The sequence below is a fragment of the Pseudomonas sp. D(2018) genome, from assembly GCF_005502555.1.
In the GTDB taxonomy this organism is placed as follows: Bacteria; Pseudomonadota; Gammaproteobacteria; order Pseudomonadales; family Pseudomonadaceae; genus Metapseudomonas; species Metapseudomonas resinovorans.
In genome coordinates this window covers 1-26,211 of record NZ_SCOK01000066.1, presented here as the reverse complement: position 1 = coordinate 26,211, position 26,211 = coordinate 1, and the positions used below count along the sequence as shown (strand labels likewise).

Sequence of the window (26,211 nt, the reverse complement as noted above, 5' to 3'; positions counted from 1 at the left end):
GCCGAGGTCGGCAGCCTGAGCCTGCGCGTCACCGCCACTGACGGCAGCCTCAGCGCCACTGCCGACTTCAGCCTCAACATCGGCAACAGCAACGACGCGCCCACGGTTAGCGGTCCGGTCACGCTGGCGGCCGGTACCGAGGATGTGGCCTATACACTCACTGCCGCCGGGTTGCTGGCCCATGCCAGTGACCCGGATGCCGGCGACGTGCTTAGCGTCACCAGCGTCAGCGTCGATCCCGCCGACGGCGAGTTGGTCGATAACAATGACGGCACCTGGACCTTCACCCCGGCGCTGAACCGCAATGGCGCGGTGAGCTTTGCCGTGGTGATCGCCGATGCAGCCGGCGCTACCGTGAGTACTACGGCCAGCTTGCAGCTGGCGGCGGTCAATGACGCACCGACCCTGGCCCAGGTCATTGGCGCCCAGTCCGCCAATGAAGACAGCCCGTTCAGCTTCACGGTGCCGGCCGACGCCTTCGCCGATGTCGATGGCGATGCACTCAGCTACAGCGCCACGCTGGCTAATGGCGAGCCGCTGCCCGCCTGGCTGAGCTTCGATCCAGCCACCCGCAGCTTCAGCGGCACCCCGGGCAATGCCGAGGTCGGCAGCCTGAGCCTGCGCGTCACCGCCACCGACGGTAGCCTCAGCGCCACTGCCGACTTCAGCCTCAACATCGGCAACAGCAACGACGCGCCCACGGTTAGCGGCCCAGTCACGATGGAGGCCGGCACCGAGGATGTGGCCTACGTCCTCATCGCCGCCCAGTTGCTGGCCAACGCCAGTGATGTCGATGCCGGCGACACCCTCAGCGTGCAGAACGTCAGCGTCGACCCGGCCGACGGCGAGCTGGTGGATAACGGCGACGGCACCTGGACCTTTACCCCGGCGCTCGACCGCAATGGTCTGGTGAACTTCTCCGTGGTGATCAGCGATGCCGCCGGCGCCACAGTGAATACCTCGGCTAGCGCCTACTTCGAACCAGTCGACGATGCGCCCACGGTGGTTGCCGCGATCACGGCGCTCAGTGAGGACAGCGGTGTCAGTGCGACCGACTTCATCACCAATGTCGCTGCACAGGTCGTGAGCGGCAGCTACAGCGGCACACTCGGCGCCGACGAGACGATTCAGCTCTCAGTCGACGGGTTCAGTACCTGGGTCGTGGCGCTGACCGACCCAGCAAGCCAGACGTGGAGTGCCAGCATCATCCTCGGCATCGGCATCGGCATCGGTAGCGGCGTGCTGAGTGTGCGCACCGTCGACAGCGTCGGCAATGCCACCCATGGCAGCTCCCATGCTTATCTGCTCGACACCAGCGCCGATATCGGCGGCGACCTGGCCGTGCGAGTCGCCGACCCGCTGATCGGCGACGCCGAAAAGACCGCCGTCGGCTACAGCATTATCGGGCTCGATGCCGACACCAGCGCCACCGTCACCTTCAGCGATGGCGTCAACAGTGTCGTCGGCGTCGACGGCAGTGCCGATCTCTCGAGCCTCGCCGACGGGCCGATCAGTGTTTCGGTCGCCGCCACGGATGCGGCCGGCAACAGCGCCAGCGGCGCGCTACAACAGGCGCGAGTGCTGACCTTTGACGACGTGGCTGCCGGTGATGAGTTGACGACCCAGTACCAGTTCCTTGGTGTATCAGGAACCGGTGCAGTAGTTCTTACCTTTGCGCCATGGCCGACGCAATCCGGCGCCAATCTCGTCTACTCGTCAGACGGGTTTATGGCCTTCGACCTCGATCCGGCCATCACCGGCGACGTCGTTGCCGTCTCGGCTTACGTCTCCGGCGTGGAGAACACCGGGCTGTTCGCCTACGACGCCGGCGGCAACCTGGTCGGCCAGGCGTTGTTACCCGCTGCTGCACCGGCCAACACTTTACTGAACGTCGCCTCCTCGGGCAGTCCGATCGTCCGGGTCGAAATTCACAACGGCGGCGCGACCTTCGGCGTCGACGATCTCAGCTTCAGCACCGCCGGTAGCCTGACGCTCGATACCAGCGCCGATATTGGCGGCGATCTGGCGGTATTGCTTGACGACTGGCTCATCGGCAACGCCGAGAAGACCGCCGTCGGCTACAGCGTTACCGGACTCGACGCCGACGCCGACGCCACCGTGACGTTCAGCGACGGCGTCAACATCGTGCTGGGCGTGGATGGCGTCGCCGACCTGTCCAGCCTCGCGGATGGCGCAATCAGCGTGAAGGTCACGGCTACCGATACGGCGGGCAACAGCACGACCCGCGAACGGGGAGGCACGCAAACGCTGACGCTCGACGATGTGGCGAACGGCAATCTGGGGACTCAGTACCTTCCACGCGGCGTCGTAGCGAGCGGTGCGGTGGTCATAGAGGCCGCAAGCACTCTTTGGCCTGCCCATTCCGGCACCAGGCTGGCCTACTCGCCGACGGGGTTGATGGAGTTCGATTTCAACCCGGCCATGATCGGCAACATTTATCACCTGTCGGCTTATGTGACCGGCGTGGAGAACACCGGGCTGTTTGCCTACGACAGCGCCGGCAACCTGGTCGGCCAGTCGCTGCTATCGGTCCTCTCAGAGAGCAACACCCTGCTGACGGTGACTTCCCATGGAGCCCCGATTGTTAAATTGGCGATCCACAATGGCGGCGCGTCCTTCGCCGTTGACGATCTCAGCTTCGTCGCTTCCCCTCTTATCCTCGACACCACCGCCCCCACCGTGTCGGGTCCGGTGACCTTGCCAGAGGGCAGCGAAGACACAGCTGTAAACTTGAGTGCCGCACAACTGCTGGCCACCGCCAGCGATGCCAGCGCCCTGAGCATACAGAGTGTCAGTGTCGATCCGGCTGATGGTAGCCTCGCCGAAAACGGCGACGGCACCTGGACCTTCACTCCGGTGCTCAATCGCAACGGCGTGGCGAGTTTTGCCGTGGTGATTGTCGATGCTGCGGGTGCGGCGGTGCATACCTCGGCCAGTCTGAACCTGGCTCCCGTCAACGACGCGCCGACCCTAGCCATTGCCCTGACCGACCAAACCGCCAGCGAAGACAGCCCGTTCAGCTTCACCGTGCCGGCTGACACCTTCGCTGACGTCGATGGCGATGCACTTAGCTACAGCGCCACGCTCGCCAATGGCGACCCTCTGCCGAGCTGGCTGAGTTTTGATCCAGCGACTCGCAGTTTCAGCGGCACCCCGGGCAATGCCGAGGTGGGCAGCCTGAGCCTGCGCGTCACTGCGACCGACGGCAGCCTCAGCGCCAGCGCCGACTTCAACCTCAACATCGGCAACAGCAACGATGCGCCGGAGGTTAGCGGTCCGGTCACGCTGGCCGCCGGCACCGAGGATGTGGCCTATACGCTCACTGCCGCCGAGTTGCTGGCTCATGCCAGTGACCAAGATGCCGGCGATGTGCTCAGCGTCACCAGCGTCAGTGTCGATCCGGCCGACGGCGAACTGGTCGACAACGGCGACGGCACCTGGACCTTCACCCCGGCACTCAACCGCCATGGCGCGGTGAGCTTTGCGGTGGTCATCAGCGACGGCACGGCCAGCGTCAACACCTCGGCCAGCCTGGACCTGCAGCCGGTCAATGACGCACCGACCGGGGATGTCACCCTCTCCGGCACTGCCACCGCCGGCCAGGTACTGACCGCCGGCCAGACCCTGGCCGACGCCGACGGGCTGGGCGTCATCAGTTACCAGTGGCAAGTGTCAGTCGACGGTAACGTCTGGAGCGATATCGTCGGCGCCAACGGCGAAGCCTTCACCCTGGGCGCCGCCGAGGTCGGTAGGCTGGTGCGCATATCGGCAAACTTCACCGATGGCGGCGGCACCCTCGAATCAGTTGCCAGCGCGCCCACCGCTGCAGTCGCCGCTGCGTACAACCTGATCGAGGGCGGACCGGGGAACGATACACGGAATGGCACCGCTCTTGCCGACCAAATCCTCGGCCTGGAGGGCGACGACATCCTGTTCGGCGGCGACGGTGATGACCTGCTCGACGGCGGTGCCGGCAGCGATCTGCTGGATGGCGGCGCTGGCAGCGACAGTGCTGCCTTTGCTGGCGCAATGGACCAGTACACCTTGATCTTCGACCCGCGTGGCTATCTGGCGATACAAGCTGATGCTGGCAGCAGCGAAGCAGGGCTGGACCTGGTCGGTCGCATTGAGCAGCTGCGCTTCGCCGACGGCACCCTCACGGTCGTCGGTTCACCGGGCGGTGAGCTGCGGGTCAATAGCACCACAGTGTCCGATCAGTACCAGCCAGCAATTACCGGCCTGGCCGACGGCGGCTATGTGGTGAGCTGGATGTCGTTCGGCCAGGACGGCAACAGCTGGGGTATTTACGCCCAGCGTTACGCCGCCGATGGGGCCGCCGTGGGCGGCGAGGTGCGGGTCAACAGCACCACGCTGTCCGATCAGAGCTATCCGGCGATCAGCGGCCTGGCCGACGGCGGCTATGTGGTGAGCTGGATGTCCTGGAGCCAGGACGGCAGCAATTATGGCATCTACGTGCAGCGCTATGCGGCGGATGGCAGTGCACAGAGCGGAGAGGTGCAGGTCAACAGTACGACACTTGGGGATCGTCGGTTTCCGACGGTGACTGGCCTGAGTGACGGCGGCTATGTGGTGAGCTGGCAATCGGCAGGCCAGGACGGCAGCAGCTGGGGTATCTACGCGCAGCGCTACACCGCCGATGGCAGCGCTGTGGGCGGCGAGCTGCGAGTCAACAGCACCATGGTGTCCGCACAGCAACAGCCGACAATCAGTGGCCTGGCCGACGGTGGCTATGTGCTGAGCTGGATGTCGAATGGCCAGGACGGCAGTGGTTACGGTATTTACGCCCAGCGTTACGCCGCCGATGGGGCTGCCGTGGGCGGCGAGGTACAGGTCAATCGCACCACCCTCAATAGCCAGGAGCAGCCGACAATCAGCAGCCTGGCCGACGGCGGCTATGTGGTGAGCTGGATATCCTTCGGACAGGACGGTAGCAACGGGGGCATCTATGCCCAGCGCTATGCCTCCGATGGGGCTGCCGTGGGCGGTGAGGTGCGGGTCAATAACACCACCTTTGACAGCCAGCAACAGCCGACGATTAGTGGCCTGCTCGACGGCGGCTATGTGGTGAGCTGGGCGTCCGCCGGCCAGGACGGCAGCGGCTGGGGTATCTATGCCCAGCGTTACGCCACCAATGGCGCCGCCGTGGGTGGCGAGGTACGGGTCAACAGCACTACCCTCAATCACCAGGAGCAGCCGATGATCAGCGGCCTGGCCGACGGCGGCTATGTGGTGAGCTGGATGTCCTTCGACCAGGACGGCAGCGGCTGGGGCGTCTATGCCCAGCGTTACGATGCCAGTGGCAACCCGATCGAGAACACTCTGCTGCTCAAGGGCGACGCGGGCAACAATGTGATCCGATTGGGCAGTGGTGACGAGCGCGTGCTGGGTGGTGGTGGTAATGACAGCCTGTTCGGCGGTGATGGCCTGGATGTGGCGGTCTACCAAGGCAGTCAGCAGAATTTTGAGCTGGTCCCTCACAATCTTCATGTATGGGTGCTGACGGATCTGCAAGCTGCAGATGGCGAGGAAGACGTCGATACACTTTATGACTTCGAGGCGCTGCAATTTGCCGATGGTGTGCGTTTGCGGGCAGCCGTAGGCGAGGTGCGGATCAACAGCACCACGGCCTTGGACCAGCTCTATCCGACGATCACCTGCCTGGCCGATGGCGGCTATGTGCTGAGCTGGATGTCGCTCGGCCAGGATAGCAGCGGCTATGGCATCTATGCCCAGCGTTACACCGCCAATGGGGCCGCCATGGGCGGCGAGCTGAAGGTCAATAGCACCACGGTGTTCGATCAGATTCAGCCGATGATCACCGGCCTGGCCGACGGCGGCTATGTGCTGAGCTGGATGTCCGCTGACGGCAGCGGCTATGGTATCTATGCCCAGCGTTACGCCGCCGATGGGACCGCTGTGGGCGGCGAGATGCGAGTCAACAGCACCACGGTGTCCGATCAGAGCTATCCGACGATCAGCGGCCTCGCCAACGGCGACTATGTGGTGAGCTGGATGTCCGCTGACGGCAGCGGCGGGGGCATTTATGCCCAGCGTTACGCGGTGGATGGTAGTGCGGTGGGTGGCGAGGTGCGGGTCAACAGCACCGCGGCAGGTGACCAGAGAGACTCCACCATCATCGGCCTAGCCGGAGGCGGCTATGTGGTTAGCTGGATGTCGTTCGGTCAGGATGGTAGCAGCGGGGGTATCTATGCCCAGCGTTATACCTCCGACGGTGCGCCCCTGGGTGGCGAGGTGCGGGTCAACAGCACCACGGTGTTCGATCAGATCCAGCCGGTGATCAGCGGCCTGGGCGACGGCGGCTATGTGGTGAGCTGGATGTCCCTTAGTCAGGACGGCAGCGGTGGGGGCATTTATACCCAGCGTTACGCCGCCGACGGGACCGCCGTGGGCGGCGAGGTGCGGGTCAATAGCACCACCCTCAATAGCCAGGAGCAGCCGACGATCACCGGCCTGGCCGACGGCGGCTATGTGGTGAGCTGGATGTCCTTTGGCCAGGACGGCAACGGCTACGGCATCTATGCCCAGCGTTACGCCACCAATGGGGCTGCCGTGGGCGGCGAGGTGCGGGTCAACAGCACCACGCTGTCCGATCAGAGCTATCCGACGATCAGCGGCCTGGCCGACGGCGGCTATGTGGTGAGCTGGACGTCGCTTAACCAGGACGGCAGCGGCTGGGGCATCTACGCCCAACACTTCGATGCCAACGGCAATCCACTGATCGGTCACCTGGAATGGCAAGGCGACGCCACCGCCAATATCATCCGCAGCTCGGCCTCGGTCGACTGGTTCACCGGCGGCGCCGGCGCCGACAGTTTCCAGTTCCACCAATTGCCGGGTACGCGAGCCGATCACGTCACCGACTTCACCTCCGGATCGGACGTCCTGGCGCTGAACAGTTCTGTGTTCAACCTCAACGGCCAACCCATCGGCGCCGTATTCGCCAGCATCACCGGCGCCCAGACCGAGCAGGCCGGCGCCATGCTGCTGTTCAACCAGGGCAACCAGACGCTCTACTACGATGCCGATGGCACCGCCAACGGCAACGCGGTGGCGGTGGTGACCCTGGCCGGGGTGGCCAGTCTGGCGGCAGGTGATCTGCAACTCTATGCCTAGCAGGGCACCTGGAGCCGGAGCGAGGCCGCGCTACGGCGCTCAGAAACGCAGGCGTCCGATCAGGCCGAGCAGCTCGGTCTGACGGCTGGTGCCGGTCTTGCGGAACAGGCTGCGCAGCTGGCTGCGCACGGTATTGATCGATATGCCCAGGCGCTCGGCACAGGCTTCCGGAGTTAGTTGCTGGGCCAGCAGCAACGCCAGCTTCTGTTCCGCCGGACTGAACTGGAACAAATCCGTCAGCAGCCCCATCTGTGGCTGCTGGTCCAGCAACACCAGCAGCACAAGTGACTTGCCCGGCGTGAGCGCGAGCGGCGTGTCTTCCGGCAACGGTGTGACCAGCAATTCCAGGACGGCACCCGACTCAATGCGCAGCCAACCGGCACTGCGCCGGCCGTCCCGCCCTACAGCGCGGCGGATCAAGTGATGCAGTCGCGCGTCCTCACATCGGCTGTGCAGAAAGGCATTGCGCTCGAACAGCGGGAAGTCGTGCTGGTTCATGCGCTTCGTTGCTGCCTGGTTGCTGTAATGCACCCGGCCCTCGGCCTCCAGCACCCACAGTGGAGTCGGTTGGCTGTCCAGCACCAGGTCACGCTTGGCAATATCCACCTGCAAGTGACGGATACGCTCGAACAGGCGGCTCGCGGTGGTCAGGTGAATGGCCAGGCGCTCTAGCAAACGCTGCTGCCACTCCTCCGGCAACCGGGCGTCCGCGTTGGTCATCAGCGACAGGTACATGCGCGCCTCGATATTTTCCTGGAGCTTGAGGCAGGACAGGTTGCCCAGTCCGTAGTCGCGCTGGAATTCCTGGTGATAGACGCTGCGGTGCAGGGCTTCAACGTCGCAATGCTGAAAGTCGTGGTGCCATAGCCCTACGGCACGCTGCGGCATGTAGTACACGCCAGGGTCCAGAAAGCAGTAATAACGGTTATAGGGGGCGACCAGCGCCGGGTCGTAACGGCTGATTTCGGAAATGTTGACCTGTTCACCCCGTCCAGATTCCAGCATCAACGCGCCCTGCTGGCGGCCGGACGCCTGCAGGAGGCGCTCCAGCAGCTCCCCCCACTTGCTCTCATCCAGTACGCATTCGTAGCACAACGCCACCAGCTCATCGTACAGCTGCTGCTCATCCACCAGCGGCATGACGTCACTCCCAGCATCCAGAATCTCCGCGCCGTCCTGCATGCTGGCGCTCTGCTTTCATATGACGTATGGATCAGCGTTGTGCAACGCCGGCGGTCAGGTGCTGAGTGGTCGTGGACAGGTTTTCCAGCGGCGGCTGGGCGGCCAAAAAGACAGATACACGAGTTGAAGCCCGGGACACACCAAATTTTGTCATCGATGAGGGGTTGCAGGTTCACTTTGATTCGCTCGGTGAGCGCTTGGACTCGCCTGAACTTAATCGCTAGGGATCTGAATCAAGTCCAGGCCCTCGGATCGCAGAGGTTTACTTGAAGTGACTTTTGAACGTGCAGCTGGCTGCAGATTCAGAGGCCACATGGTGGTTGAGATTGCTTTCGACTTGGCAGGCGGAGGTCTGTATAAGGGTTCGAACCCACTCTGGGACGCCATTTTCTCGCCGCTCCGGCCACCGCTTCCTGTCGTTCAACCCTGTGCCAGTAGCCATTCCCGCGGACTCGCCCCGGTCTTGCGGCGGAACGCCCGTGCCAGCGCTGAAGGGCTTTCGTAGCCCACGGCGTCCGCCACATGGGGAATGGGCCGGCCATCGCGGAGCAGCTTCTGCGCCAGGCCCACGCGCCAATGCACGAGGTAGTCGGCCGGGGTCTGGCCGGTGACCTCGCGGAAGTGCGCGGCGAAGGCAGCGCGGGACATGTTGGCCGCGCTGGCCAGCTCGGCCACGGTCCAGGGGTGCTTCGGGTCTTCGTGCATCAGGTTCAGGGCCCTGGACAGGCGCGGGTCCGCCAGGCCCGCCAGCATGCCGGTGGCGAGGCCGCTGTGGGCCAGCAGGTGGCGCAGCAACTGGATCACCAGTAACTCGAACAGGCGATCCATCACCGCGCGGCGACCGCATTCCTCGCCGAATGCCTCGGCGAACAGCCAGTCCAGGTTGCCCGCCAGCAGCGGCAAGTCTTTCAGCGGCAGCACCAGATAGTCGGGCAGGGCGCCCGCCAGCGGATTGCCCGAGGCACCGCCGAAGGCCAGGGTGGCGCACACCAGTCGGGTGCCGTCGCGCTCGGCGGACTCCAGGCGATGTGCGTAGGGCCGGGGAAAGAAGGCCAGGGTGGGCTCCTCCAGTTTCCAATGACTGCCATCCGCCATGTGCAGGTCCGCCCGGCCCCCCTGGAGCAGGTGGACGTGGCCGCTTTGACCTTCCCGGCCGAAGGCTTCCAGGCCGCAGAAAACGCCACTGAAGAAGGTGCCGGCCTGGACGCCGAAGTGCCCCAGCAGGACGGAAAGACGGTCCATGGTCGGACTCCTGTCAAAAAACTAAAGTCTGGACGATTGGTTGCAAACTGGCGAGTTTCTGCGTCCAAAGAGGCTGGGCAGGCCCCTAAGATGGACGCCGTATCCAACAGGTATACCCATTCACAGGAGAGTCCGTCATGCCCCGTATCGCCATTGCCACCACCGAAGAAGTCTCCACCGCTGCCCGTCCGCTGCTGGACGGCGTGCAGAAAATGATCGGCTTCGTCCCCAACCTGTTCCAGACCCTGGCCCACGCACCCTCCGTGCTGTCCGGCTACCTGCAGCTTTCCCAGACGCTGTCCCGGGGTACCCTGGGTGCCCGGGAGCGGGAGCAGATCGCCCTGGCGGTTTCCGAACTCAACGGCTGCGACTACTGCCTGGCCGCCCACGGCTACTTCAGTGCCAAGGCCGGCCTTTCCGACGGCGAGATCCAGGCTGCGCGGGCCGGTGAGCTGGACGCCCTGACCCGTGTCGCCCGCCAGGTGGCCGAGAATCGTGGCGCCCTGGACGACGCCCAACTGGCGACTGCCCGTGCCGCCGGGATCTCCGACGCCAAGCTGATCGAGGTGGTGGCCCAGGTCGCGCTGATGACCCTGACCAACTACCTCAACAACCTCGCCCACACCGACGTGGACTTCCCGCCGGCCCAGTGACCCTCTACCCACGCGGGCAGGTGACTGCCCGCTCGCCAGGAGCTTCGCCATGAACGATGTGATCCTCTACACCACCCGCACCTGCCCCTACTGCGTCGCCGCCAAATCCCTGCTGCAGCGCAAGGGTGTGCTGGCCACCGAGCTGGATGTCCAGCTCGACCCGGAGCGCTTCCGGGAAATGCTCGAGCGCAGCGGCGGACGTCGCAGCGTGCCGCAGATCTTCATCGGCTCGCGCCATGTCGGGGGCTTCGACGACCTGGCGGCGCTGGAGCGGCAAGGGCAGCTCGATCCTTTGCTGGGAGGTGAGTGATACGGCTTCAGTCGAAGGCGTACTCGAGCGCCAGGCCGGCGTACCAGCTGCGCCCGGCCCCCGCCTCGTAGTAGCGCTGGTTGCCCTCGCCAATGATCACCGAGCCGACGTAGTCGCGGTCGAAGAGGTTGTCGAGCCGCAGGGTCTGGCTGAAGGTCCAGGAGCGCTGGCGCTGCTCCAGGCGCAGGTAAGCGTTGGCCAGGGCGAAGCCCGGCGCGGCGCGGGCCCGGGCGCTGTCCTCCACCTCCAGGCTGCTGCGCCACTGGCCCTCCAGGCCGGCGTCCAGGCCGCTGCGGGGCGACCAGGCCAGGGTGGCGAAAAGGGTGTGTTCGGCGATGCCGGGCATGCGCTTGCCCGACGGGATGGTTTGCCCGGCGCTGCTGAAGGACTCCGTGTAGCGGGCGTCCAGCCAGGTGTAAGCCAGCTCGACGCGCCAGTCCTGGTGCAGCGGTTGCTCCAGGCCCAGCTCCAGGCCTTGGCGGCGGGTCTCGGCGGCGTTCTGGTAGCGGGTGCGTCCGCCCAGGGACGCGGCCACCACCAGTTCGTCCTCGGTGCGGATCTCGAACAGCGCCAGCTCCAGTCGGCCATCTCGCGGCAGCAGGGCCTTGAGTCCGACTTCCAACTGACGGCTGCTGGCAGGTTGCAGGCCGAAGCCGAACCCGCCATCGGCACCGGAATAGGACAACTCGTTGAGCGTCGGCGTCTCGAAGCCCCGTGCCCAGCTGGCGTACAAGTTCAGGTCCGGCGTCAGGGCGTAGGTCAGGCCCAGGCTGGGCGTTGTCTCGCGATAGGTGACGCGGCCGCTGTCGTCACCATTGGCCAGGTAGCGGTCGTCCACTTCGAACGCCACCTCGTTGTGCCGCAGGCCCGCCAGCACCCGGAAATCGCCGCGTTCCCAAGAGAGCTGCACGTAGGGCGAGGCGCTGGTCACCTCGTCGCGTTCATCACGGCGCAGCGCCCCCTTTACCCCCAGGCTGTCGCCGATGAAGTTCTCGTAGCCCTGGCGATCGTCGTCGGACTGGTCGTAGTCGACGCCCGCGGTGGCGGTGAAACGTCCCAGGTCGGTGTCGAAGGGCTGGATCCAGCGGCTGCCGATGCCCTGGTAGTCGCGTTGGAAGTCGATCACTCCACCGGAATGCCGGGGGTTGGCCTGTACCGCCACCGGGATGGATTGGAACTGGATCACCCGCCGGGTGCCGCTGTAGAGCGTCGTCTGCCAACTGGCCTCACCGAAGCGGCGTTCCAGATTGAGGCCGCCCTGGCGCTGGTCCACGGTCTTGCGGGTGTTGAACAGCAGGGTGTTGGCCGACACCGAACGCGGGTCCTGGCGATAGGCCTGCCAGCTCAGTCCTTGCGGGTCCTGGGTGCCGTTCTGATCAAGGTCGCTATAGATCAGCGCCAAGCGCGTATCGGCGTCGGGGCGCAGGGTGAGTTTGGCGAATGTCTTGTCGATCAGCGCGGCGCTGTGGTCACGGTAGCCGTTGGTTTCGAAGTGAGAGCGGTTGACCAGGTAACCGACACGGCCGTCACCACCTTCCAGGGTCAGCCTTTCCCGCTGGGTCCCCCAGCTCCCCAGGGTGGCACCACCGGACAGGCGAGGCGGAGCTTCGCCGTCGCGGGAGAACAGTTGCACCACACCGCCGGAATTGCTGCCGTAGGTGGTCGCGAAGGGTCCGCGCAACACCTCGATATGGTCCAGCACGTCCAGGTCGAAGCTGGAGGCCTGGCCCTGGCCGTCCGGAGTCGTCGCGGGAATACCGTCGCTGAGTAACTTGATGCCGCGCACACCGAAGGCTGACCGGGCGCCGAAGCCGCGGGAGGAGAGTTGCGGCTCCTGGGCGTAGTTCTGGCGGTTCTGGATGGCCAGGCCGGGCACGCCGGAGAGCTGCTCGGAAAGGTTGATGCCGGGTTGCGCCCGTTGCACCGGGTCGACCCGGTCCACCGAGAACGGCAGGTCGAAGGCCGGTGCCCGGTAACGGCTGCCGCTGATCACCAGCGCGGGGGCTTCCAGCGGTTGTGGATCGGCCGCACTCAACTGCTCGCCACCCAGCAGGCAGAGGAGGGCGGTGTAGCGGGAAACGGTCACAGCATCGGCCATGGCGGGTGTCGTTTTGATGGCTTTTGACAGTCTTTGATCTTTCCTGAAGGTAGCATCGCGCACAGGCTGTAGGTTCCACCGGCAGGTCTGTGTCCTGCTTCGCCCATGAGTTCAATCCTGTAGGGCCCTGGCAGACGGAGCCCGGCACAGTCGAGTAACGATGGTTTGCCGGGCCGCGCTTCGCTTGACGCCAACCCTCGGGGGACTTCGTCCTCCTCTGCGAATGAATTCGCCCCCACAGCTATCGGAGCTGTCCTGGTGTACGGCTAGAATGCCTGGACTTCCCAGCTCCGAGGTTCCATCGCCATGCTCAGCGCTGAGCTCAAGGCCTTCTACATGGTCGCCCGCCTGGGCAGCATCACGCAGGCGGCGAAGAAGCTCGGCCTCAGCCAGCCCACGGTGACCACCCAGATCCGCAACCTGGAAAGCCAGTACGGCGTCGAGTTGTTCCACCGGGGCGGCCGCCGCCTGACGGTGAGCGAGGAGGGCGCGCGGTTGCTGCCCATGGTCAAGGTGCTGCTGCAGCAGGAGGCCGATATCGAGTTCTTCCTGCGTAACTGCGGGCAGATTCAGGGCACGCTGCGCATCGGCGCCACCGCGCCTTACTACATCCTCGATCTGGTGCGGGTCTTCCGTACCCGCTTTGCGCAGACGGATGTCTCCCTGGAGATCGGCAACTCCCAGCAGGTGATCGAATCCCTGGAGGAATACCGCGTCGACCTCGCTGCCTCCTCGCAGAAACTGGACGATGCCCGCCTGACCCGCATCGTCCTCGGCAGCGACCCGCTGGTGCTCGCGGTGCACCGTGAACACCCCCTGGCGCGGCGCAAGTCCGTCAGCCTGGACGATCTCAAGGGCCACTGCCTGCTGATGCGCGAATCCGGCTCCACCACGCGCCAGCTCACCGAAGACATGCTCAAGGAGGCCGGCATCTCCATCGGCCCGCTGCTGGAGATCGGCAGCCGCGAATCCATTCGCGAAGCGGTGATCCGCAACCTCGGTATCAGCATCATCGCGCGCCACGAAGTGCCGGATAACCCCGAGCTGCGGGTGATCGAACTCAAGGGCGCGCCGCACATCGACGAATACCTCTACTGCCTCAAGGAACGTCGCCAGGCGCGCTTGCCGGCGGCCTTCCTGGCCCTGGCCCGCGAAGTCTCGGAGTAGGGCGGATCACGTTTCACCGATCCACCGTCGGCATCCGCCCGGGCGCCGCTGGTGGACATGAAGAGCGATGTCCACCGTGCTCGACGCCCACCCGCCTATACCAAATCCACCAATGCCACTATCGGCGTACTTTGCCTAACCGCCATCTAGCCTTCGCAATCCCTCCCTAGCATCAACCTCGTCGAGACATGCACCTGTGCATGCCAACCGCTTAACGAGGTACCGCCATGACCCCAGCCAATCAGCACGCCACCCATATGAAGGTGCGCGATATCCACAAGCGCTTCGGCCAGTTCACCGCCCTGGGCGGGGTTTCCCTGGATATCGCCGAAGGCGAGCTGGTGTGCCTGCTGGGGCCGTCCGGTTGCGGCAAGACCACGCTGCTGCGCTGCATCGCCGGGCTGGAGCAGCAGGACAGCGGCACGCTGCACATCGGTGCGCGCGACATTTCCCGCCTGCCGCCGCAGGCCCGTGACTACGGCATCCTGTTCCAGTCCTACGCGCTGTTCCCCAACCTGACCGTCGAGCAGAACATCGGCTACGGGCTGGCCGGCAGCAGCCGCGAGCAGGCCCGCGCCCGCGTCGCCGAGATGCTGGAGCTGGTAGGGCTGGCCGGCAGCGAGAAGAAGTTCCCCGGCCAGCTGTCCGGTGGCCAGCAGCAGCGCGTGGCTCTGGCCCGTGCCCTGGCGCCGGCGCCGTCCTTGCTGTTGCTGGACGAACCCATGTCGGCCCTGGATGCCCGTGTCCGCGAACACCTGTGTACCGAGCTGCGCCAGCTGCAGAAGCGCCTTGGTATCACCACCCTGATGGTCACCCACAATCAGGACGAAGCCATGCTGATGGCCGACCGCATCGCGGTGATGAACCAGGGCCGCGTCGAACAGTACGGCACCCCGCAGGACATCTACCGCCAGCCGGCCACGCCCTTCGTCGCCGAGTTCGTCGGCCAGGGCAACTGGTTGCCTTTCGAGTCCCGCCAGAACGGCCATGCGCGTGTCGGCAGCCTCGATCTGCGCCTGCCCGAGTCGGCCAATAATGCAGCCAGCGGGCGCCTGTTCTGCCGGCCGGAAGCCATTGCCATCAACCCGTCCGAGCAGCAGGACAACCGTTTCCGCGCCCAGGTTCGGGAGATCACCTTCCTCGGCAACCGTTGCCGCATGAGCTTCGAGCTGGAGCAACTGCCGGGCCATTCGCTGCTGGCCGAGCTGGACCCAGAAAGCCTGCCGCGCCTTGGCACGCCGGATATCTGGGTGGCCTTGCCCGCCCGCAGCCTGCAGGTGTTCGCCTGAGATGGAAGCCGTGATCAAGCTGGAAAAATCCCGGGCCAAAGGCTCCCTTCGCGCCGAGTTGGGCGACCGACTCTTCGTGGCGGGTGGCAAGTACCTGATGCTGGGCTTTCTGACCCTCGCCGTGCTGCTGCCGCTACTGGCCATCTTCTGGCGTGGCTTCAGCGGCGAAGCGGGGCAAGGTGGCGGATTCGCGGCGGCCCGTGAGCTGTTCGCCAGCGCCAACTTCCACTGGTTGCTGGGCAACAGCCTGAAGGTTTCCCTCAGTGTGGCCGCCATCGTGGTGCCCACCGCCTACCTGTTCGCCTACGCCCTGCAACGCACGCTGATTCCGGCCAAGGGCCTGTGGCGTGGCATCTCCCTGCTGCCGTTGCTGGCGCCCTCGATGCTGCCGGGCATCGCGCTGATCTACCTGTTCGGCAACCAGGGCCTGTTGCGCGACTGGCTGCCGGACAACATCTACGGCTTCTGGGGCATCGTCCTGGGTGAAGCCATCTACACCTTCCCCCATGCGTTGATGGTGCTGCTCTCGGCCCTGGGCATGGCGGATGCGCGCTTGTTCGACGCCGCCGCCAGCATGGGTGCCGGTCCCTGGAAGGCCTTCCGCAGCATCACCTGGCCGGCCACCCGCCAGGCCGTGTTCGCCGCCTTCTGCCTGGTGTTCACCCTGACCATCACCGACTTCGGTGTGCCCGTGGTCGTCGGTGGCGACTATCAGGTGCTGGCGCTGGAGGCCTACAAGGCCGTCGTCGGCCAGCAGCAGTTCGGCCGTGGCGCGCTGATCGGCATGGTGCTGCTGCTGCCGGCGCTGCTCAGCTTTGGCGTCGATGCCTGGCTGCGCCGCCGACAGGGCGAGGCCATGAGCGGTCGTGCCCAGGTCTTCCACCCGGCGCCGTCGCGGGGACGTGATGCCTGCTTCCTGGCCTTGGTGCTGGTGGTCTGCGCCATCCTCCTGCTGGTGCTGGGCATGGCGGTGTATTCGTCCCTGGTGAAGTTCTGGCCCTACAACCTGTCGCTGTCCCTGCGTCATTACGCCTTCGAGGAAACCGCAGGCGGCGGCTGGCTGGCTTACCGCAACAGCCTGACCCTGGCCACCTGCACGGCGATTTTCGGCAGCGCGCTGATCTTCACCGGCGCCTACCTGATGGAAAAGACTCGTGGCCAGCAGTGGCTGAACCAGGCGCTGCGCTTCCTGAGCTTCGTGCCCATGGCGGTGCCCGGCCTGGTGCTCGGCCTCGGTTACGTGTTCTTTTTCAACCTGCCGGGCAACCCGCTGCATGCCCTCTACGGCAGCATGGCCTTGCTGGTGATCTGCTCCGTCGCGCACTTCCTCACCACTGCGCAGATGACCGCCACCACCGCGTTGCGCCAACTGGATGGCGAGTTCGAAGCCGCCGCGCTGTCGCTCAAGGCTCCGCTCTGGCGCCACTACCTGCGGGTGACGGTGCCGATCTGCCTGCCGGCGCTGCTGGACATCATCCGCTACCTGTTCGTTTCGGCCATGACCACGGTGTCCGCCGCCATCTTCCTCTACAGCCCGGACAGCATCCTCGCCGCCGTGGCGGTGCTGAACATGGACGACGCCGGTAACGTCGGCGGCGCGGCCGCCATGTCCACCCTGATCCTGCTCACCTCGGCTGCCGTATCCCTGCTGCTGGCCTGGACCTCGCGCGGTTTGCTGCGCCGGTCCCAGGCCTGGCGCCAGGGCACGCCGGCCACCGCCTGAACAACCACAACCGTAAGCCAATCCCGACAAGGAGCTTTCCATGTTCAAACGCCTCGCTCTCGCCGCCGCCGTGATGGCCGGCTTCAGCCTCCAGGCCCAGGCCGCCACCGAGCTGACCGTCTACACCGCCCTGGAAGCCGAACAACTGTCCGCCTACAAGAAGGCCTTCGAAGCGCAGAACCCGGATATCGAGATCAAGTGGGTGCGCGACTCCACCGGCATCATCACCGCCAAGCTGCTGGCCGAGAAGGATCGCCCGCAAGCCGACGCCGTCTGGGGCCTGGCTGCCTCCAGCCTGGCCATCCTCGATGCGCAAGGCATGCTGGAGAAGTACGCGCCCAAGCACCTGGAAACCATCGGCGCGAACTACCGTGACGCCGCCAACCCGCCGGCCTGGGTGGGCATGGACGTGTGGGCCGCCACCATCTGCTTCAACACCGTGGAAGCCGAGAAGCAGGGCCTGACCAAGCCCGGCAGCTGGGAAGACCTGACCAAGCCTGAGTACAAGGGCAAGATCGTGATGCCGAACCCGGCGTCCTCCGGCACCGGTTTCCTCGATGTCAGCGCCTGGCTGCAAACCTTCGGCGAGAAGCAGGGCTGGGCCTACATGGATGCCCTGCACCAGAACATCGGCCAGTACGTCCATTCCGGCTCCAAGCCGTGCAAGCTGGCCGCTGCGGGTGAGTTCCCCATCGGCATCTCCTTCGAATACCCGGCCGTGCAGCTCAAGCGCCAGGGCGCGCCGCTGGACATCGTCCTGCCCAAGGAAGGCCTGGGCTGGGAAATCGAAGCCACCGGCATCGTCAAGGACACCGACCAGATCGAGGCTGCGAAGAAGCTCGCCGACTTCTCCGCCAGCCCGGCTGCCATGGAGCTGTACAAGGAGAACTTCGCGGTACTCGCCGCCCCTGGCATCGCCAAGCCGCAGACCGAACTGCCAGCCGACTACGAGCAGCGCCTGATCAAGAACGACTTCGCCTGGGCCTCGCAGAACCGCGACCAGATCCTCGCCGAATGGCGCAAGCGCTACGACGGCAAGTCCGAGAAGCTGCCGCAGTAACTAACAGGCCCGCACTTCTTCCCACCTCACCACTTTCCCCCTCTCCCTCTGGGGCGAATAGGCACGCTTTTGGAAGCACTGCTTCCAGTGCCTATGAGCGCCTGAGCGCGAAGCGCCAGGCAGGGGCGCGGAGCGGGGCCGGGGTGAGGGAAGTGGGGTGGCACGAGCTTTCAAGGAGAACCCCATGCCCCTGCAAGACACCGATATCGCCATCGTCGGCGCCGGCATCCTCGGCCTTTCCCACGCCTACGCCGCCGCCCGGCGCGGTCTGCGCGTCAGCGTCTTCGAGCGCAGCGCCACACCGCTGGGCGCCTCGGTGCGCAACTTCGGTCAGGCCCTGGTCACTGGCCAGCCGCCGGGCCCCATGTTCGCCCTGGCCCGTGACAGCCGTGAAATCTGGGCCGACTGGGCCGAAGGCGCCGGCTTCCGGATCCGCCGCAACGGCTCCCTGTTGTTCGCCCGCACCCGCGCTGAGGAAGAGCTGCTGGAAGCCTTCTGCGAAGTGCGCGCGCCGGAGCACGGCTACCGCGTCGACCTGCTGCGTGGCGAGCGCCTGCACGACCTCTACCAGGGACAATTCAGCCACCACCGCGCGGCATTGCTCGGCCTGGACGACCAGCAGATCTATTCCCGCGAGGCCATTCCCGCGCTGGTGGACTACCTGCGCCGCGAGCATGGCGTCGAGTTCCATTTCTCCACCCTGGTGCGCGAAGTCGAACCGGGGGTTATCCACAGCACCAAGGGCAGCTGTCGCGCGGAGCAGATCGTCATCTGCTCGGGGCACGACTACCAGACGTTGCTGGCCGAACAGATCGCGCCGCTGCAACCCCAGGTGTGCCGCCTGCAGATGCTGCGGGTGCGTCCGGAGCGCGACTTCGGCCTGAACCAGGCGGTGCTCACCGGCCTCAGCTGCGTGCACTACGGCGCCTTCGCCGACCTGCCGGAAGCCGAGGCCATCCGCGAACAGATCCAGAGCCAGCAACCGGAACTGGAAGAACACGGCATCCACCTGCTGGTGAGCCCGACGCCCTACGGCGAGCTGATCGTCGGTGACTCCCACCACTACGGTGTGGATGCATCGCCCTTCAACGCCGAAGCCGTGGACGACATCATGCTGGAACTCGCCGAGCACACCCTGGGCACCCGCCTGACCGTGGTGGAGCGCTGGCAGGGCGTCTACGGCGCCCGTGGGCCGGGGCCGTTCTCGGTGCTCAAGGCAGCGCCCGGGGTGACCGCCGTGCTGATGCACAGCGGCGTCGGCATGAGCATCGGCCCGGCGCTGGGTGAGCGGACCATGGCGGGGTTGCTGGGCTGATTCGGGTAACGAATGGGTATGCCTTCTCAATCCAGCCGCTTGTGCACCCGCATGACCGCAACGGTGAGCATCACCAGGGTGAACACCAGCAGCACCACCAGCTCCAGCCAGAGGTCGGCCAGGCCTGCGCCGCGCAGCATGATGCCGCGGGTCAGGCGCAGGAAGTGGGTGAGCGGCAGGATTTCGGCGATCCACTGCGCCGCCTTCGGCATGCCGGCAAAGGGGAACATGAAGCCGGACAGCAGGATCTGCGGCAGGAAGGTGAAGAAGGCCATTTGCATGGCCTGGAACTGGCTCTGCGCCAGGGTGGAAATGAACACCCCCAGGGTCAGGCTGGCGAAGATGAATACCAGCGAGGCGCCGTAAAGCTCCAGCAGCGAACCGCGTACCGGCACGTCGAACAGCCACAGCCCCACCAGCAGGATCACCGTCACTTGCACCAGGCCGATGCCGACGAAGGGCAGCACCTTGCCCAGGGTCAGTTCCCAGGGTGACAGCGGCGTGGTGATCAGTAGTTCCATGTTGCCGCGTTCCCGCTCGCGCACCAGGGCGATGGCGGTGAACAGCACCATGGTCATGGTGAGGATCACGCCGATCAGCCCAGGCACGGTGTTCAGCGGCGCCAGGCGTTCAGGGTTGTAGAAGTTCACCACTTGCACGCCCGTGAGGCTGGGCCAGCCGGGCAGCGGGTAGGCCGCCAGTTGTCGTGCCGAGGCCTGCACCACCTGGTCGGAGCCATCCACCACCAGTTGCAGCGGCGGGCGGTCGCGGCGTTGCAGGCGGGACTCAAAATCGGGCGGGACCACCAGGGCGGCGCTGATGCTGCCTTCGCGCAGCAGCTCGTCCAGTTGTTGCGGGCTGCTGAGCTGGTAGCGGAAGTCCAGCACCTGGCTGGCGCCGAGTTCGGCCACCGCTTCGCGGGAGCGGGCGGTGTCGGCCTGGTCCAGCACGGCCGCGTGCAGGCCACGCACGTCCATGTTGATGGCGTAGCCGAAGAGCACCAGTTGCATGACGGGAATGCCGACGATCATGGCGAAGGTCAGGCGGTCGCGGCGCAATTGGCGCAGTTCCTTGAGGACGATGGCTCCCAGGCGGCGCAGGTTCATGACGACGCTCCTGCTCGCTCGTGCGGGCGGTGGGTGACGGCGACGAAGACGTCTTCGAGGTTGGCTTCGGTGGGGGTCACCTCGGCTTCGATGCCAGCGGCGGTGAGGCGTTGGGCGATGCGCTCCTGGGCATCTTCCACGGCACTGAGCACCCGCAGCGAGGCGCCGATCTGCGCCATGGCGATGACTTCTTCGGCACCTTGCAGGCAACGCTGGGCCTGGCGTGGCTGGGCGCATTCGACCAGCATCGGGCGGCCGGGCAGGGCGGCCATCAGTTCCGCCGGGCTGCCGTCGGCCACCAGGCGGCCGGCGTCGAGAATGCCCAGGCGGGTGCAGCGCTCGGCTTCATCCATGTAATGGGTGGAGACCAGCAGGGTGGTGCCGGCTTCGGCCAGCTCGAACAGCGAATCCCAGAATTCCCGGCGCGATTGTGGGTCCACCGCGCTGGTGGGTTCGTCGAGCAGCAGCAGGTCGGGTTTGTGCAGTACGGCGCCGGCCAGGGCCAGGCGTTGCTTCTGGCCGCCGCTCAGGGTCCCGGCGAGTTGCTTGCGGCGGTCGGCCAGCCAATAGCGTTCCAGCAGTTCGTCGATGCGCTGGCGCGCTTCGCGGTGGTCCAGTCCCTGGACGGTGGCGAGGAACTCCAGGTTCTCGCCCACCGTCAGGTCTTCGTAGAGGGAGAATTTCTGGGTCATGTAGCCGATGCGCCGCTTCAGTGCTTCGGCGTCCTGGGGGATGCGGCAGCCGAGCACTTCGATCTCGCCGGCGCTGGGCAGCAGCAGGCCGCAGAGCATGCGGATGGTGGTGGACTTGCCGCAGCCATTGGGACCGAGGAAACCGAACACTTCGGCGCGGTTGACGTGCAGGTTCAGCCCGTCGACGGCCGTGAGCTGGCCGAAGCGCTTGGTCAGGCCTGTGGCGCGGATCACCGCTTCAGGGTTGTTCATGGCTGACTCGCTCCGCCTGCACCGGCAGGCCCGCGGGCAGCTTGCGTGCCGCCTCGCCCTGCAATACCAGTTCGGCGCGATAGACCAGGCGGCTGGCGTCCTTGCCGGTCAGGGCGAAGTAAGGGGTGAAGCTGGACTCGCTGGCGATACTGCGTACGGTGGCGTTGAAGGGTTCGGCCACGCCTTCCACCTTCACCTTGAGCGCATCGCCGATGGCAATCTGCGGGCGCACCGAGGCCGGCACATAGACTCGGGCATAGGGCGAGTCGCCCACCAGCAGGCTGACCAGTTCGGCGTTCACGGGGGGCTGGTCACCGGGTTTGAAGGGCAGGGCGTCCACCCGGCCGGCACGGGGTGCACGCAGGCTGAGGTGTTCGCGGGTGACCTGCAGCTGTTCCAGGCGGCCCTGGGCGGCCTGGAGCAAGGCGGTGGCCTGCTCGATCTGTTCCGGGCGGGTGCCGTTGGTGAGTTCGCGCAGCTGGGCGTCGGCGTTGTTCACCGCGGCAAGGGCCTGGTCGCGCGCGGCGCGCGCGCGGTCCAGTTCGGCGATGGCCACCTGGCGGCGTTGGTAAAGGGCCGAGATGCGTTGGAAGTTGCGCTCGGCATCGGTCAGCTCCGCGCGGTTGCGGGTGAGGGTGGCGCGGGCGGCGTCCATGGTTTCGCTGCGCGCACCATTGGCGAGTTCGTCCAGTCGCGCCTTTGCCTGGCCAACATCGCCTTCGGCTTCCTTGAGGCGAGCATCGAGTCGGCGTGGGTCGAGCTCCAGCAGCAGTTGGCCTTCCTGCACCCGGTCACCTTCGGCCACGCGCCAGGCGAGGATGGTTTCCGAGGCTTCGGCAGGCAGGCCGATGCGGTCCCATTCCAGGGTGCCGAGCAAGGGTTCCCGGGCGGGGTCTTCACAGCCGCTGAGCAACACGACGGCGATCAGGCAAGGAAGCAGGCATTTCATGGCTTCACCTCCAGACCACGTTCGAGCAGGGCAAGGATGTGCTTCACCATGGCTTCGTCGCCCAGCTCCGGGCTGGCGAAAATGCCGCGCCAGATCTGTCCGGCGGCGTAGGGAAGCATCACCAGGCCGACCAGCGAGACCACCAGCAGGCGGGGGTCGATATCGGGGTTGAGGCGCCCGCCCGCCTGGGCCTTGGCGAAGCGTTCGGCCAGCAGCATGGGCACCATGGGGGCGAAACGGGACGTGAGCATTTCGCGCAGAGCGCCGCCTTCGCAGAGTATTTCGCGTACCCAGAGCGGCGGCAGCCAGGGGTTCTTGCTGAGGTTGGCGCTCATGCCGCGAACGAAGGCGCTGACCAGTTCCAGTGGATCATCGCCAGCCTGCTGCAGGCGTTCGGCCATGCCCTGGAACAGGGGCAGCAGGCGTTCTTCCACCACGGCATCTACCAGGCGTTCCTTGTTGCCGAAGTAGTAGTTGACCAGGGCGGGCGTCACGCCAGCCTGTTGGGCGATGCCACGCAGGCTGGCCGCGTGGATGCCGATATGGGCGAAGGCGTCGGTGGCAGCGTTCAGCAGGCGTTCGCGCTGGAACTGGGAATCGCCTGTGGGGCGGCCGGGGGAGCGGGGGCGGGTCACGATAACCATCTCCGGACAAGTGAAGATGGTTTATTTAAATATGCATTTAATTAATTAACAACGAGAAGCCGACGAATGCACAGGTGCCTCTAGACGACATGAAGATAGCAAGCTAATAATAAGCTTTGTATATAGCCCGCCGATTCCGACGGGCTATCTTCATTCCCTATCTGGATCACCCTTGGACCTTGCCTGTGCGCGATACCCTGCGTGCGTTCCTGGCGCCTGATATCCCGGCGCTACAATTCGCGATCAAGACCCTGCTGGGCGGCGCCATTGCGCTCTGGTGCGCGTTCCGCTTCGACCTGCAGCAGCCGCAGTGGGCGTTGATGACCGCCTTCATCGTTGCCCAGCCGCTGTCGGGGATGGTGGTGCAGAAGGGCCTGGCGCGATTGCTCGGCACCCTGGTGGGCACCGTGATGTCGGTCACGATTGTCGGGCTCTTTGCCCAGACGCCCTGGTTGTTCCTGCTGGCACTGGCCACCTGGCTGGGTATCTGCACCGCCGCCTCGACCATGATGCGTAGCGCCTGGTCTTATTCTTTCGTGCTGGCCGGCTACACGGTCGCCATCATCGGCCTGCCCGCCATCGCCCATCCGCTGACGGTGTTCGACCAGGCGGTGGCGCGCTCGACGGAGATCTGCCTTGGGATCATCTGCGCCACGGCCACCAGTGCATTGCTATGGCCGCAGCGGGTCGAGCGCCAGTTGGCCCGCCAGGCGCGGGATGCCTGGCAGTGCGGCATCCAGGCGGCGATTTCTGCCCTGAAGGGCGAGCATCAGGAGCGTCAGGGCCTGCTCGGTGTGCTGGGACGCATCGTGGCTGTCGACGCCCAGCGCGAGCACGCCTGGTTCGAGGGGCACCGCGGTCGCCAGCGCGCAGCGGCCCTGCAGGTACTTAGCCGGGACCTGCTCAGTCTTCTGCGCCTGTCCCGTGGCGTGGCGCGTCAGTGGCGGCAATTGGGTGAAGGCGAGGCGGAAGGCTTGCGGCCTTGGCTGGAAGAAGTGGAGCTGGCCCTGGCCGAGCCGGATGTGGCGCGGCTGGATGATATTCGCCAACGCCTGCTGCACGTGTCGGAGGACGAGTCATTTTCCACTGTCCAGCAATACTGCCTGGGGCGCATGGCGGTGGTGATGCGCCAGGCCGCCGAGGCGGTGGCGGCCATGTACGCGGTGGAGCGGGGCGAGGCACCGGCGGACGCGCCGCCGCCGTTGTCGACCCATCGTGATATCCAGACCGCCACCATCTACGGACTGCGCAGCGGCCTGGCTTTCCTCGGTCTGTCGGCGTTCTGGCTGGCCACCGCCTGGACCTCGGCGGTCGGGGCGTTGACCCTGACCTGCGTGATCTGCGGCCTGTTCGCCAGCCGCGAGAACGCCGAGCAGATAGGTATGCTTTTCTTGCGCGGGATCCTTTATGCGCTGCCGGTGGCCTTTGTCGTTGGCCAGGTACTCCTGCCCCAGCTCAGCGGCTTCCCGATGCTCTGCATGGCGCTGGGCGTGCCGCTGTTCTTCGGCGCGCTGGGCATGGCCAAACCGGCCCTGGGCGCTACGGCTACGTCCTTCTGCCTGCATTTCATCGTGCTTTGCGCGCCGCAGAACCTCATGCGCTTCGACGTCGGGCTGTTCTTCAACGAGGCAGTTTCCATGCTACTGGGGGTGGGCTTCGCGGTGGTCGCGTTCCGCCTGATTCCGCTGCGCAATCCCATGTGGCATGGCCGGCGCCTGCTCAAGGCGTCGCTCGCCGATCTGGCGCGCCTGACCGGCGTGCGGTTGGCCGGTGCGGAGAACTGGTTCGGTGGACGCATGGCCGACCGTCTGTTGCAACTGGCGCGGCTCTACCCGGTGCTGCCGGAGCAGAGCCGTAGTCGCTGGGACGACGGCATTGCCAGCCTGGACCTGGGCGACGAACTGCTGCATCTGCGGCGTTGCCTGGCAGCTGCGGACAGGCCGCTCGGGGTGTCGGAAGACCGCTTCCTGCGCAAGCTCGAGCGCATCCTGCTGCAAGGTCCGGCGCCCGGTCGCGCCCAGCTCCTCGATGAACCCGTCAGGGAATTGTTGGAGGCGTTGCGCGGCGCGGGACGGAGCATCGACCGTCGCCTGGCCCAGGCAGCATTGCTGCAGTTGCAGCAGAGCTGGCGGCAATGGTGTGAACAACAGGAGGCGAGCCATGGGCTTGCGTGAATGGTCCCTGGGCGGCGTGCTGCTCAGCCCCTTTCTGCTTTATGCATTGCTGGCGCTGCTGGTGACCGGCGTGCTGCGCATCGGCCTGGCGCGAGTCGGGCTGGCGCGCTGGATCTGGCACGAAGCACTGTTCGATTGTGCCCTGTATGTCTGTGTGCTGGCCGCGCTGGTTGCGCTGACCGGGCACTGGTAGAGGAGAAAAAGATGCGTTCCATGCTGCGTGTGCTGATAACTCTTTCCCTGGTCGTGGTGGCCCTGGTGGCCGGCTATGGCCTCTGGCAGCACTACATGCTTGCACCCTGGACCCGGGACGCGCGGGTCCGCGCCGACGTGGTGGTGATATCGCCGGATGTGTCCGGTTGGGTGATGGACCTCAAGGTCCAGGACAACCAGCAGGTGAAGGCCGGTGACTTGCTGCTTTCCGTTGACCGCGAGCGCTATGTGGCGGCGATGGAAAAGGCCCGCGCCGTGGCCGATACGCGTCAACACCAGTTGCGCCTTCGCGAGCACGAGGCCTCCCGCCGCCAGCACCTCGGCCCCCAGGCCATCAGCGCGGAACTGCGCGAGAACGCCCTGATCACGGCGGAGGTCGCCCGTGCCGAATTCCGCGAGGCCCAGGCTGAACTCAAGGTGGCCGAACTGAACCTCGCTCGCAGCGAACTGCGCGCGCCGCGCAACGGGCAGGTGACCAACTTGCGCCTGGCCCAGGGCAACTACGTGAGTGCCGGTCAGCCGGTCATGGCGCTGGTGGACGACGGCTCGTTCTATGTCCAGGCCTACTTCGAGGAAACCAAGCTGCCGCGCATCAAGGTCGGCGCACCGGTGAAAGTCTGGCTGATGAGTGCCGGCGAACCCCTCGCCGGCAAGGTGGAAAGCATCAGCCGTGGCATCACCGACCGCAATGCGATTCCGGATACCCAACTGCTGGCCAATGTCGAACCCACCTTCAACTGGGTGCGCCTGGCCCAGCGGATTCCAGTGCGGATCAAACTGGACAAGGTGCCGGAGGACGTGATCCTGAGCGCCGGGATGACAGCCAGCGTGACGGTGGAGGAGTAGGGCAGGCCTTCGGCCTGCCTGGCGAATGAATTGGCTATGTCTGCGTTAGCTGTTGCAACGTTGAGTGAAGCCCTCTAGTCCGGCACCTCCAGGCCTCCGTGCCAATCCTCCCCCCTCATC

Annotated in this window: 18 protein-coding genes; 11 read left to right on the top strand and 7 right to left on the bottom strand. The window is 65.7% G+C overall.

Translation table 11 applies throughout. The features are described from left to right. Positions 1-7,176 (top strand): cadherin-like domain-containing protein (locus FFS60_RS25790; RefSeq protein WP_137823594.1); only part of this gene is annotated, 7,176 nt, incomplete at its 5' end. Positions 7,177-7,215: 39 nt separating this feature from the next. Here FFS60_RS25790 and FFS60_RS25785 read toward each other — a convergent pair. Together FFS60_RS25785 and FFS60_RS25780 are read right to left on the bottom strand one after the other, a co-directional pair. Next, the gene (locus FFS60_RS25785; protein WP_256658155.1) at positions 7,216-8,358 is read right to left on the bottom strand and encodes a helix-turn-helix transcriptional regulator; all 1,143 of its coding nucleotides are present in this window, start codon (positions 8,356-8,358) and stop codon (positions 7,216-7,218) included. Positions 8,359-8,778: 420 nt separating this feature from the next. Then, complete coding sequence (locus tag FFS60_RS25780) at positions 8,779-9,600, bottom strand: AraC family transcriptional regulator (protein ID WP_028626393.1); 822 nt, start codon at positions 9,598-9,600, stop codon at positions 8,779-8,781. Positions 9,601-9,737: 137 nt separating this feature from the next. Here FFS60_RS25780 and FFS60_RS25775 point away from each other — a divergent pair, with 137 nt between their 5' ends. Together FFS60_RS25775 and grxC are read left to right on the top strand one after the other, a co-directional pair. Next, on the top strand, positions 9,738-10,253 hold the full coding sequence (locus FFS60_RS25775; protein WP_137823593.1) for a carboxymuconolactone decarboxylase family protein: 516 nt from the start codon (positions 9,738-9,740) through the stop codon (positions 10,251-10,253). Positions 10,254-10,302: 49 nt separating this feature from the next. Continuing rightward, positions 10,303-10,563 (top strand): glutaredoxin 3, encoded by a 261-nt coding sequence (gene grxC, locus FFS60_RS25770; protein ID WP_137823592.1) that lies wholly within the window; start codon positions 10,303-10,305, stop codon positions 10,561-10,563. 7 nt (positions 10,564-10,570) lie between these two features. Here grxC and FFS60_RS25765 read toward each other — a convergent pair whose 3' ends face one another. Beyond that, positions 10,571-12,661, bottom strand: coding sequence for a TonB-dependent receptor (locus FFS60_RS25765; protein WP_137823591.1), 2,091 nt, complete (start codon positions 12,659-12,661; stop codon positions 10,571-10,573). A gap of 306 nt (positions 12,662-12,967) precedes the next feature. On the opposite strand from FFS60_RS25765, the gene FFS60_RS25760 reads away from it, so the two are divergent. The 5 genes from FFS60_RS25760 (at position 12,968) to FFS60_RS25740 (ending at position 19,215) form a co-directional block, all read left to right on the top strand. Further along, complete coding sequence (locus FFS60_RS25760) at positions 12,968-13,828, top strand: LysR family transcriptional regulator (protein ID WP_028626397.1); 861 nt, start codon at positions 12,968-12,970, stop codon at positions 13,826-13,828. A 227-nt stretch (positions 13,829-14,055) separates the two neighbouring features. Beyond that, positions 14,056-15,117: a putative 2-aminoethylphosphonate ABC transporter ATP-binding protein gene (locus tag FFS60_RS25755; RefSeq protein WP_137823590.1), complete on the top strand. Its 1,062-nt coding sequence runs from the start codon at positions 14,056-14,058 to the stop codon at positions 15,115-15,117. Position 15,118: 1 nt separating this feature from the next. Continuing rightward, positions 15,119-16,840 (top strand): putative 2-aminoethylphosphonate ABC transporter permease subunit, encoded by a 1,722-nt coding sequence (locus FFS60_RS25750; RefSeq protein WP_137823589.1) that lies wholly within the window; start codon positions 15,119-15,121, stop codon positions 16,838-16,840. Positions 16,841-16,880: 40 nt separating this feature from the next. Then, entirely contained in the window at positions 16,881-17,900 is a 1,020-nt protein-coding gene (locus tag FFS60_RS25745; RefSeq protein WP_137823588.1) for a putative 2-aminoethylphosphonate ABC transporter substrate-binding protein, read from the top strand. Positions 17,901-18,084: 184 nt separating this feature from the next. Beyond that, the gene (locus FFS60_RS25740) at positions 18,085-19,215 is read left to right on the top strand and encodes a TIGR03364 family FAD-dependent oxidoreductase (RefSeq protein WP_137823587.1); all 1,131 of its coding nucleotides are present in this window, start codon (positions 18,085-18,087) and stop codon (positions 19,213-19,215) included. A gap of 26 nt (positions 19,216-19,241) precedes the next feature. On the opposite strand, the gene FFS60_RS25735 is transcribed toward FFS60_RS25740, so the two are convergent. The 4 genes from FFS60_RS25735 to FFS60_RS25720 are packed head-to-tail and all read right to left on the bottom strand — an operon-like array spanning position 19,242 to position 22,858. Continuing rightward, the gene (locus FFS60_RS25735; protein ID WP_028626402.1) at positions 19,242-20,321 is read right to left on the bottom strand and encodes an ABC transporter permease; all 1,080 of its coding nucleotides are present in this window, start codon (positions 20,319-20,321) and stop codon (positions 19,242-19,244) included. Then, a complete protein-coding gene (locus FFS60_RS25730; protein ID WP_137823586.1) occupies positions 20,318-21,265 on the bottom strand; it encodes an ABC transporter ATP-binding protein in 948 nt (315 codons plus the stop codon). The genes FFS60_RS25735 and FFS60_RS25730 overlap by 4 nt, the downstream gene beginning before the upstream one ends. Beyond that, positions 21,252-22,214, bottom strand: coding sequence for an HlyD family secretion protein (locus FFS60_RS25725; protein ID WP_137823585.1), 963 nt, complete (start codon positions 22,212-22,214; stop codon positions 21,252-21,254). Before FFS60_RS25725 ends, FFS60_RS25730 begins: the two co-directional genes overlap by 14 nt. After that, a complete protein-coding gene (locus FFS60_RS25720) occupies positions 22,211-22,858 on the bottom strand; it encodes a TetR/AcrR family transcriptional regulator (RefSeq protein WP_256658154.1) in 648 nt (215 codons plus the stop codon). Before FFS60_RS25720 ends, FFS60_RS25725 begins: the two co-directional genes overlap by 4 nt. Before the next feature lie 185 nt (positions 22,859-23,043). On the opposite strand from FFS60_RS25720, the gene FFS60_RS25715 reads away from it, so the two are divergent. The 3 genes from FFS60_RS25715 to FFS60_RS25705 are packed head-to-tail and all read left to right on the top strand — an operon-like array spanning position 23,044 to position 26,091. Then, complete coding sequence (locus FFS60_RS25715) at positions 23,044-25,032, top strand: FUSC family protein (protein WP_137823583.1); 1,989 nt, start codon at positions 23,044-23,046, stop codon at positions 25,030-25,032. After that, complete coding sequence (locus FFS60_RS25710; RefSeq protein WP_028626407.1) at positions 25,019-25,225, top strand: DUF1656 domain-containing protein; 207 nt, start codon at positions 25,019-25,021, stop codon at positions 25,223-25,225. The genes FFS60_RS25715 and FFS60_RS25710 overlap by 14 nt, the downstream gene beginning before the upstream one ends. 11 nt (positions 25,226-25,236) lie before the next feature. Continuing rightward, on the top strand, positions 25,237-26,091 hold the full coding sequence (locus tag FFS60_RS25705) for an HlyD family secretion protein (protein WP_137823582.1): 855 nt from the start codon (positions 25,237-25,239) through the stop codon (positions 26,089-26,091). Positions 26,092-26,211 lie beyond the last annotated feature (120 nt).

Bases quoted from the DNA above. Each gene is read 5' to 3' on its own strand.
- FFS60_RS25705 (WP_137823582.1), top strand. From the start codon at position 25,237: ATGCGTTCCATGCTGCGTGTGCTGATAACTCTTTCCCTGGTCGTGGTG.
- FFS60_RS25745 (WP_137823588.1), top strand. From the start codon at position 16,881: ATGTTCAAACGCCTCGCTCTCGCCGCCGCCGTGATGGCCGGCTTCAGC.
- FFS60_RS25725 (WP_137823585.1), bottom strand. From the start codon at position 22,214: ATGAAATGCCTGCTTCCTTGCCTGATCGCCGTCGTGTTGCTCAGCGGC.
- FFS60_RS25730 (WP_137823586.1), bottom strand. From the start codon at position 21,265: ATGAACAACCCTGAAGCGGTGATCCGCGCCACAGGCCTGACCAAGCGC.
- FFS60_RS25710 (WP_028626407.1), top strand. From the start codon at position 25,019: ATGGGCTTGCGTGAATGGTCCCTGGGCGGCGTGCTGCTCAGCCCCTTT.
- FFS60_RS25780 (WP_028626393.1), bottom strand. From the start codon at position 9,600: ATGGACCGTCTTTCCGTCCTGCTGGGGCACTTCGGCGTCCAGGCCGGC.
- FFS60_RS25765 (WP_137823591.1), bottom strand. From the start codon at position 12,661: ATGGCCGATGCTGTGACCGTTTCCCGCTACACCGCCCTCCTCTGCCTG.
- FFS60_RS25785 (WP_256658155.1), bottom strand. From the start codon at position 8,358: ATGCAGGACGGCGCGGAGATTCTGGATGCTGGGAGTGACGTCATGCCG.
- FFS60_RS25735 (WP_028626402.1), bottom strand. From the start codon at position 20,321: ATGAACCTGCGCCGCCTGGGAGCCATCGTCCTCAAGGAACTGCGCCAA.
- FFS60_RS25760 (WP_028626397.1), top strand. From the start codon at position 12,968: ATGCTCAGCGCTGAGCTCAAGGCCTTCTACATGGTCGCCCGCCTGGGC.
- FFS60_RS25740 (WP_137823587.1), top strand. From the start codon at position 18,085: ATGCCCCTGCAAGACACCGATATCGCCATCGTCGGCGCCGGCATCCTC.
- FFS60_RS25750 (WP_137823589.1), top strand. From the start codon at position 15,119: ATGGAAGCCGTGATCAAGCTGGAAAAATCCCGGGCCAAAGGCTCCCTT.
- FFS60_RS25720 (WP_256658154.1), bottom strand. From the start codon at position 22,858: ATGGTTATCGTGACCCGCCCCCGCTCCCCCGGCCGCCCCACAGGCGAT.
- grxC (WP_137823592.1), top strand. From the start codon at position 10,303: ATGAACGATGTGATCCTCTACACCACCCGCACCTGCCCCTACTGCGTC.
- FFS60_RS25775 (WP_137823593.1), top strand. From the start codon at position 9,738: ATGCCCCGTATCGCCATTGCCACCACCGAAGAAGTCTCCACCGCTGCC.
- FFS60_RS25755 (WP_137823590.1), top strand. From the start codon at position 14,056: ATGACCCCAGCCAATCAGCACGCCACCCATATGAAGGTGCGCGATATC.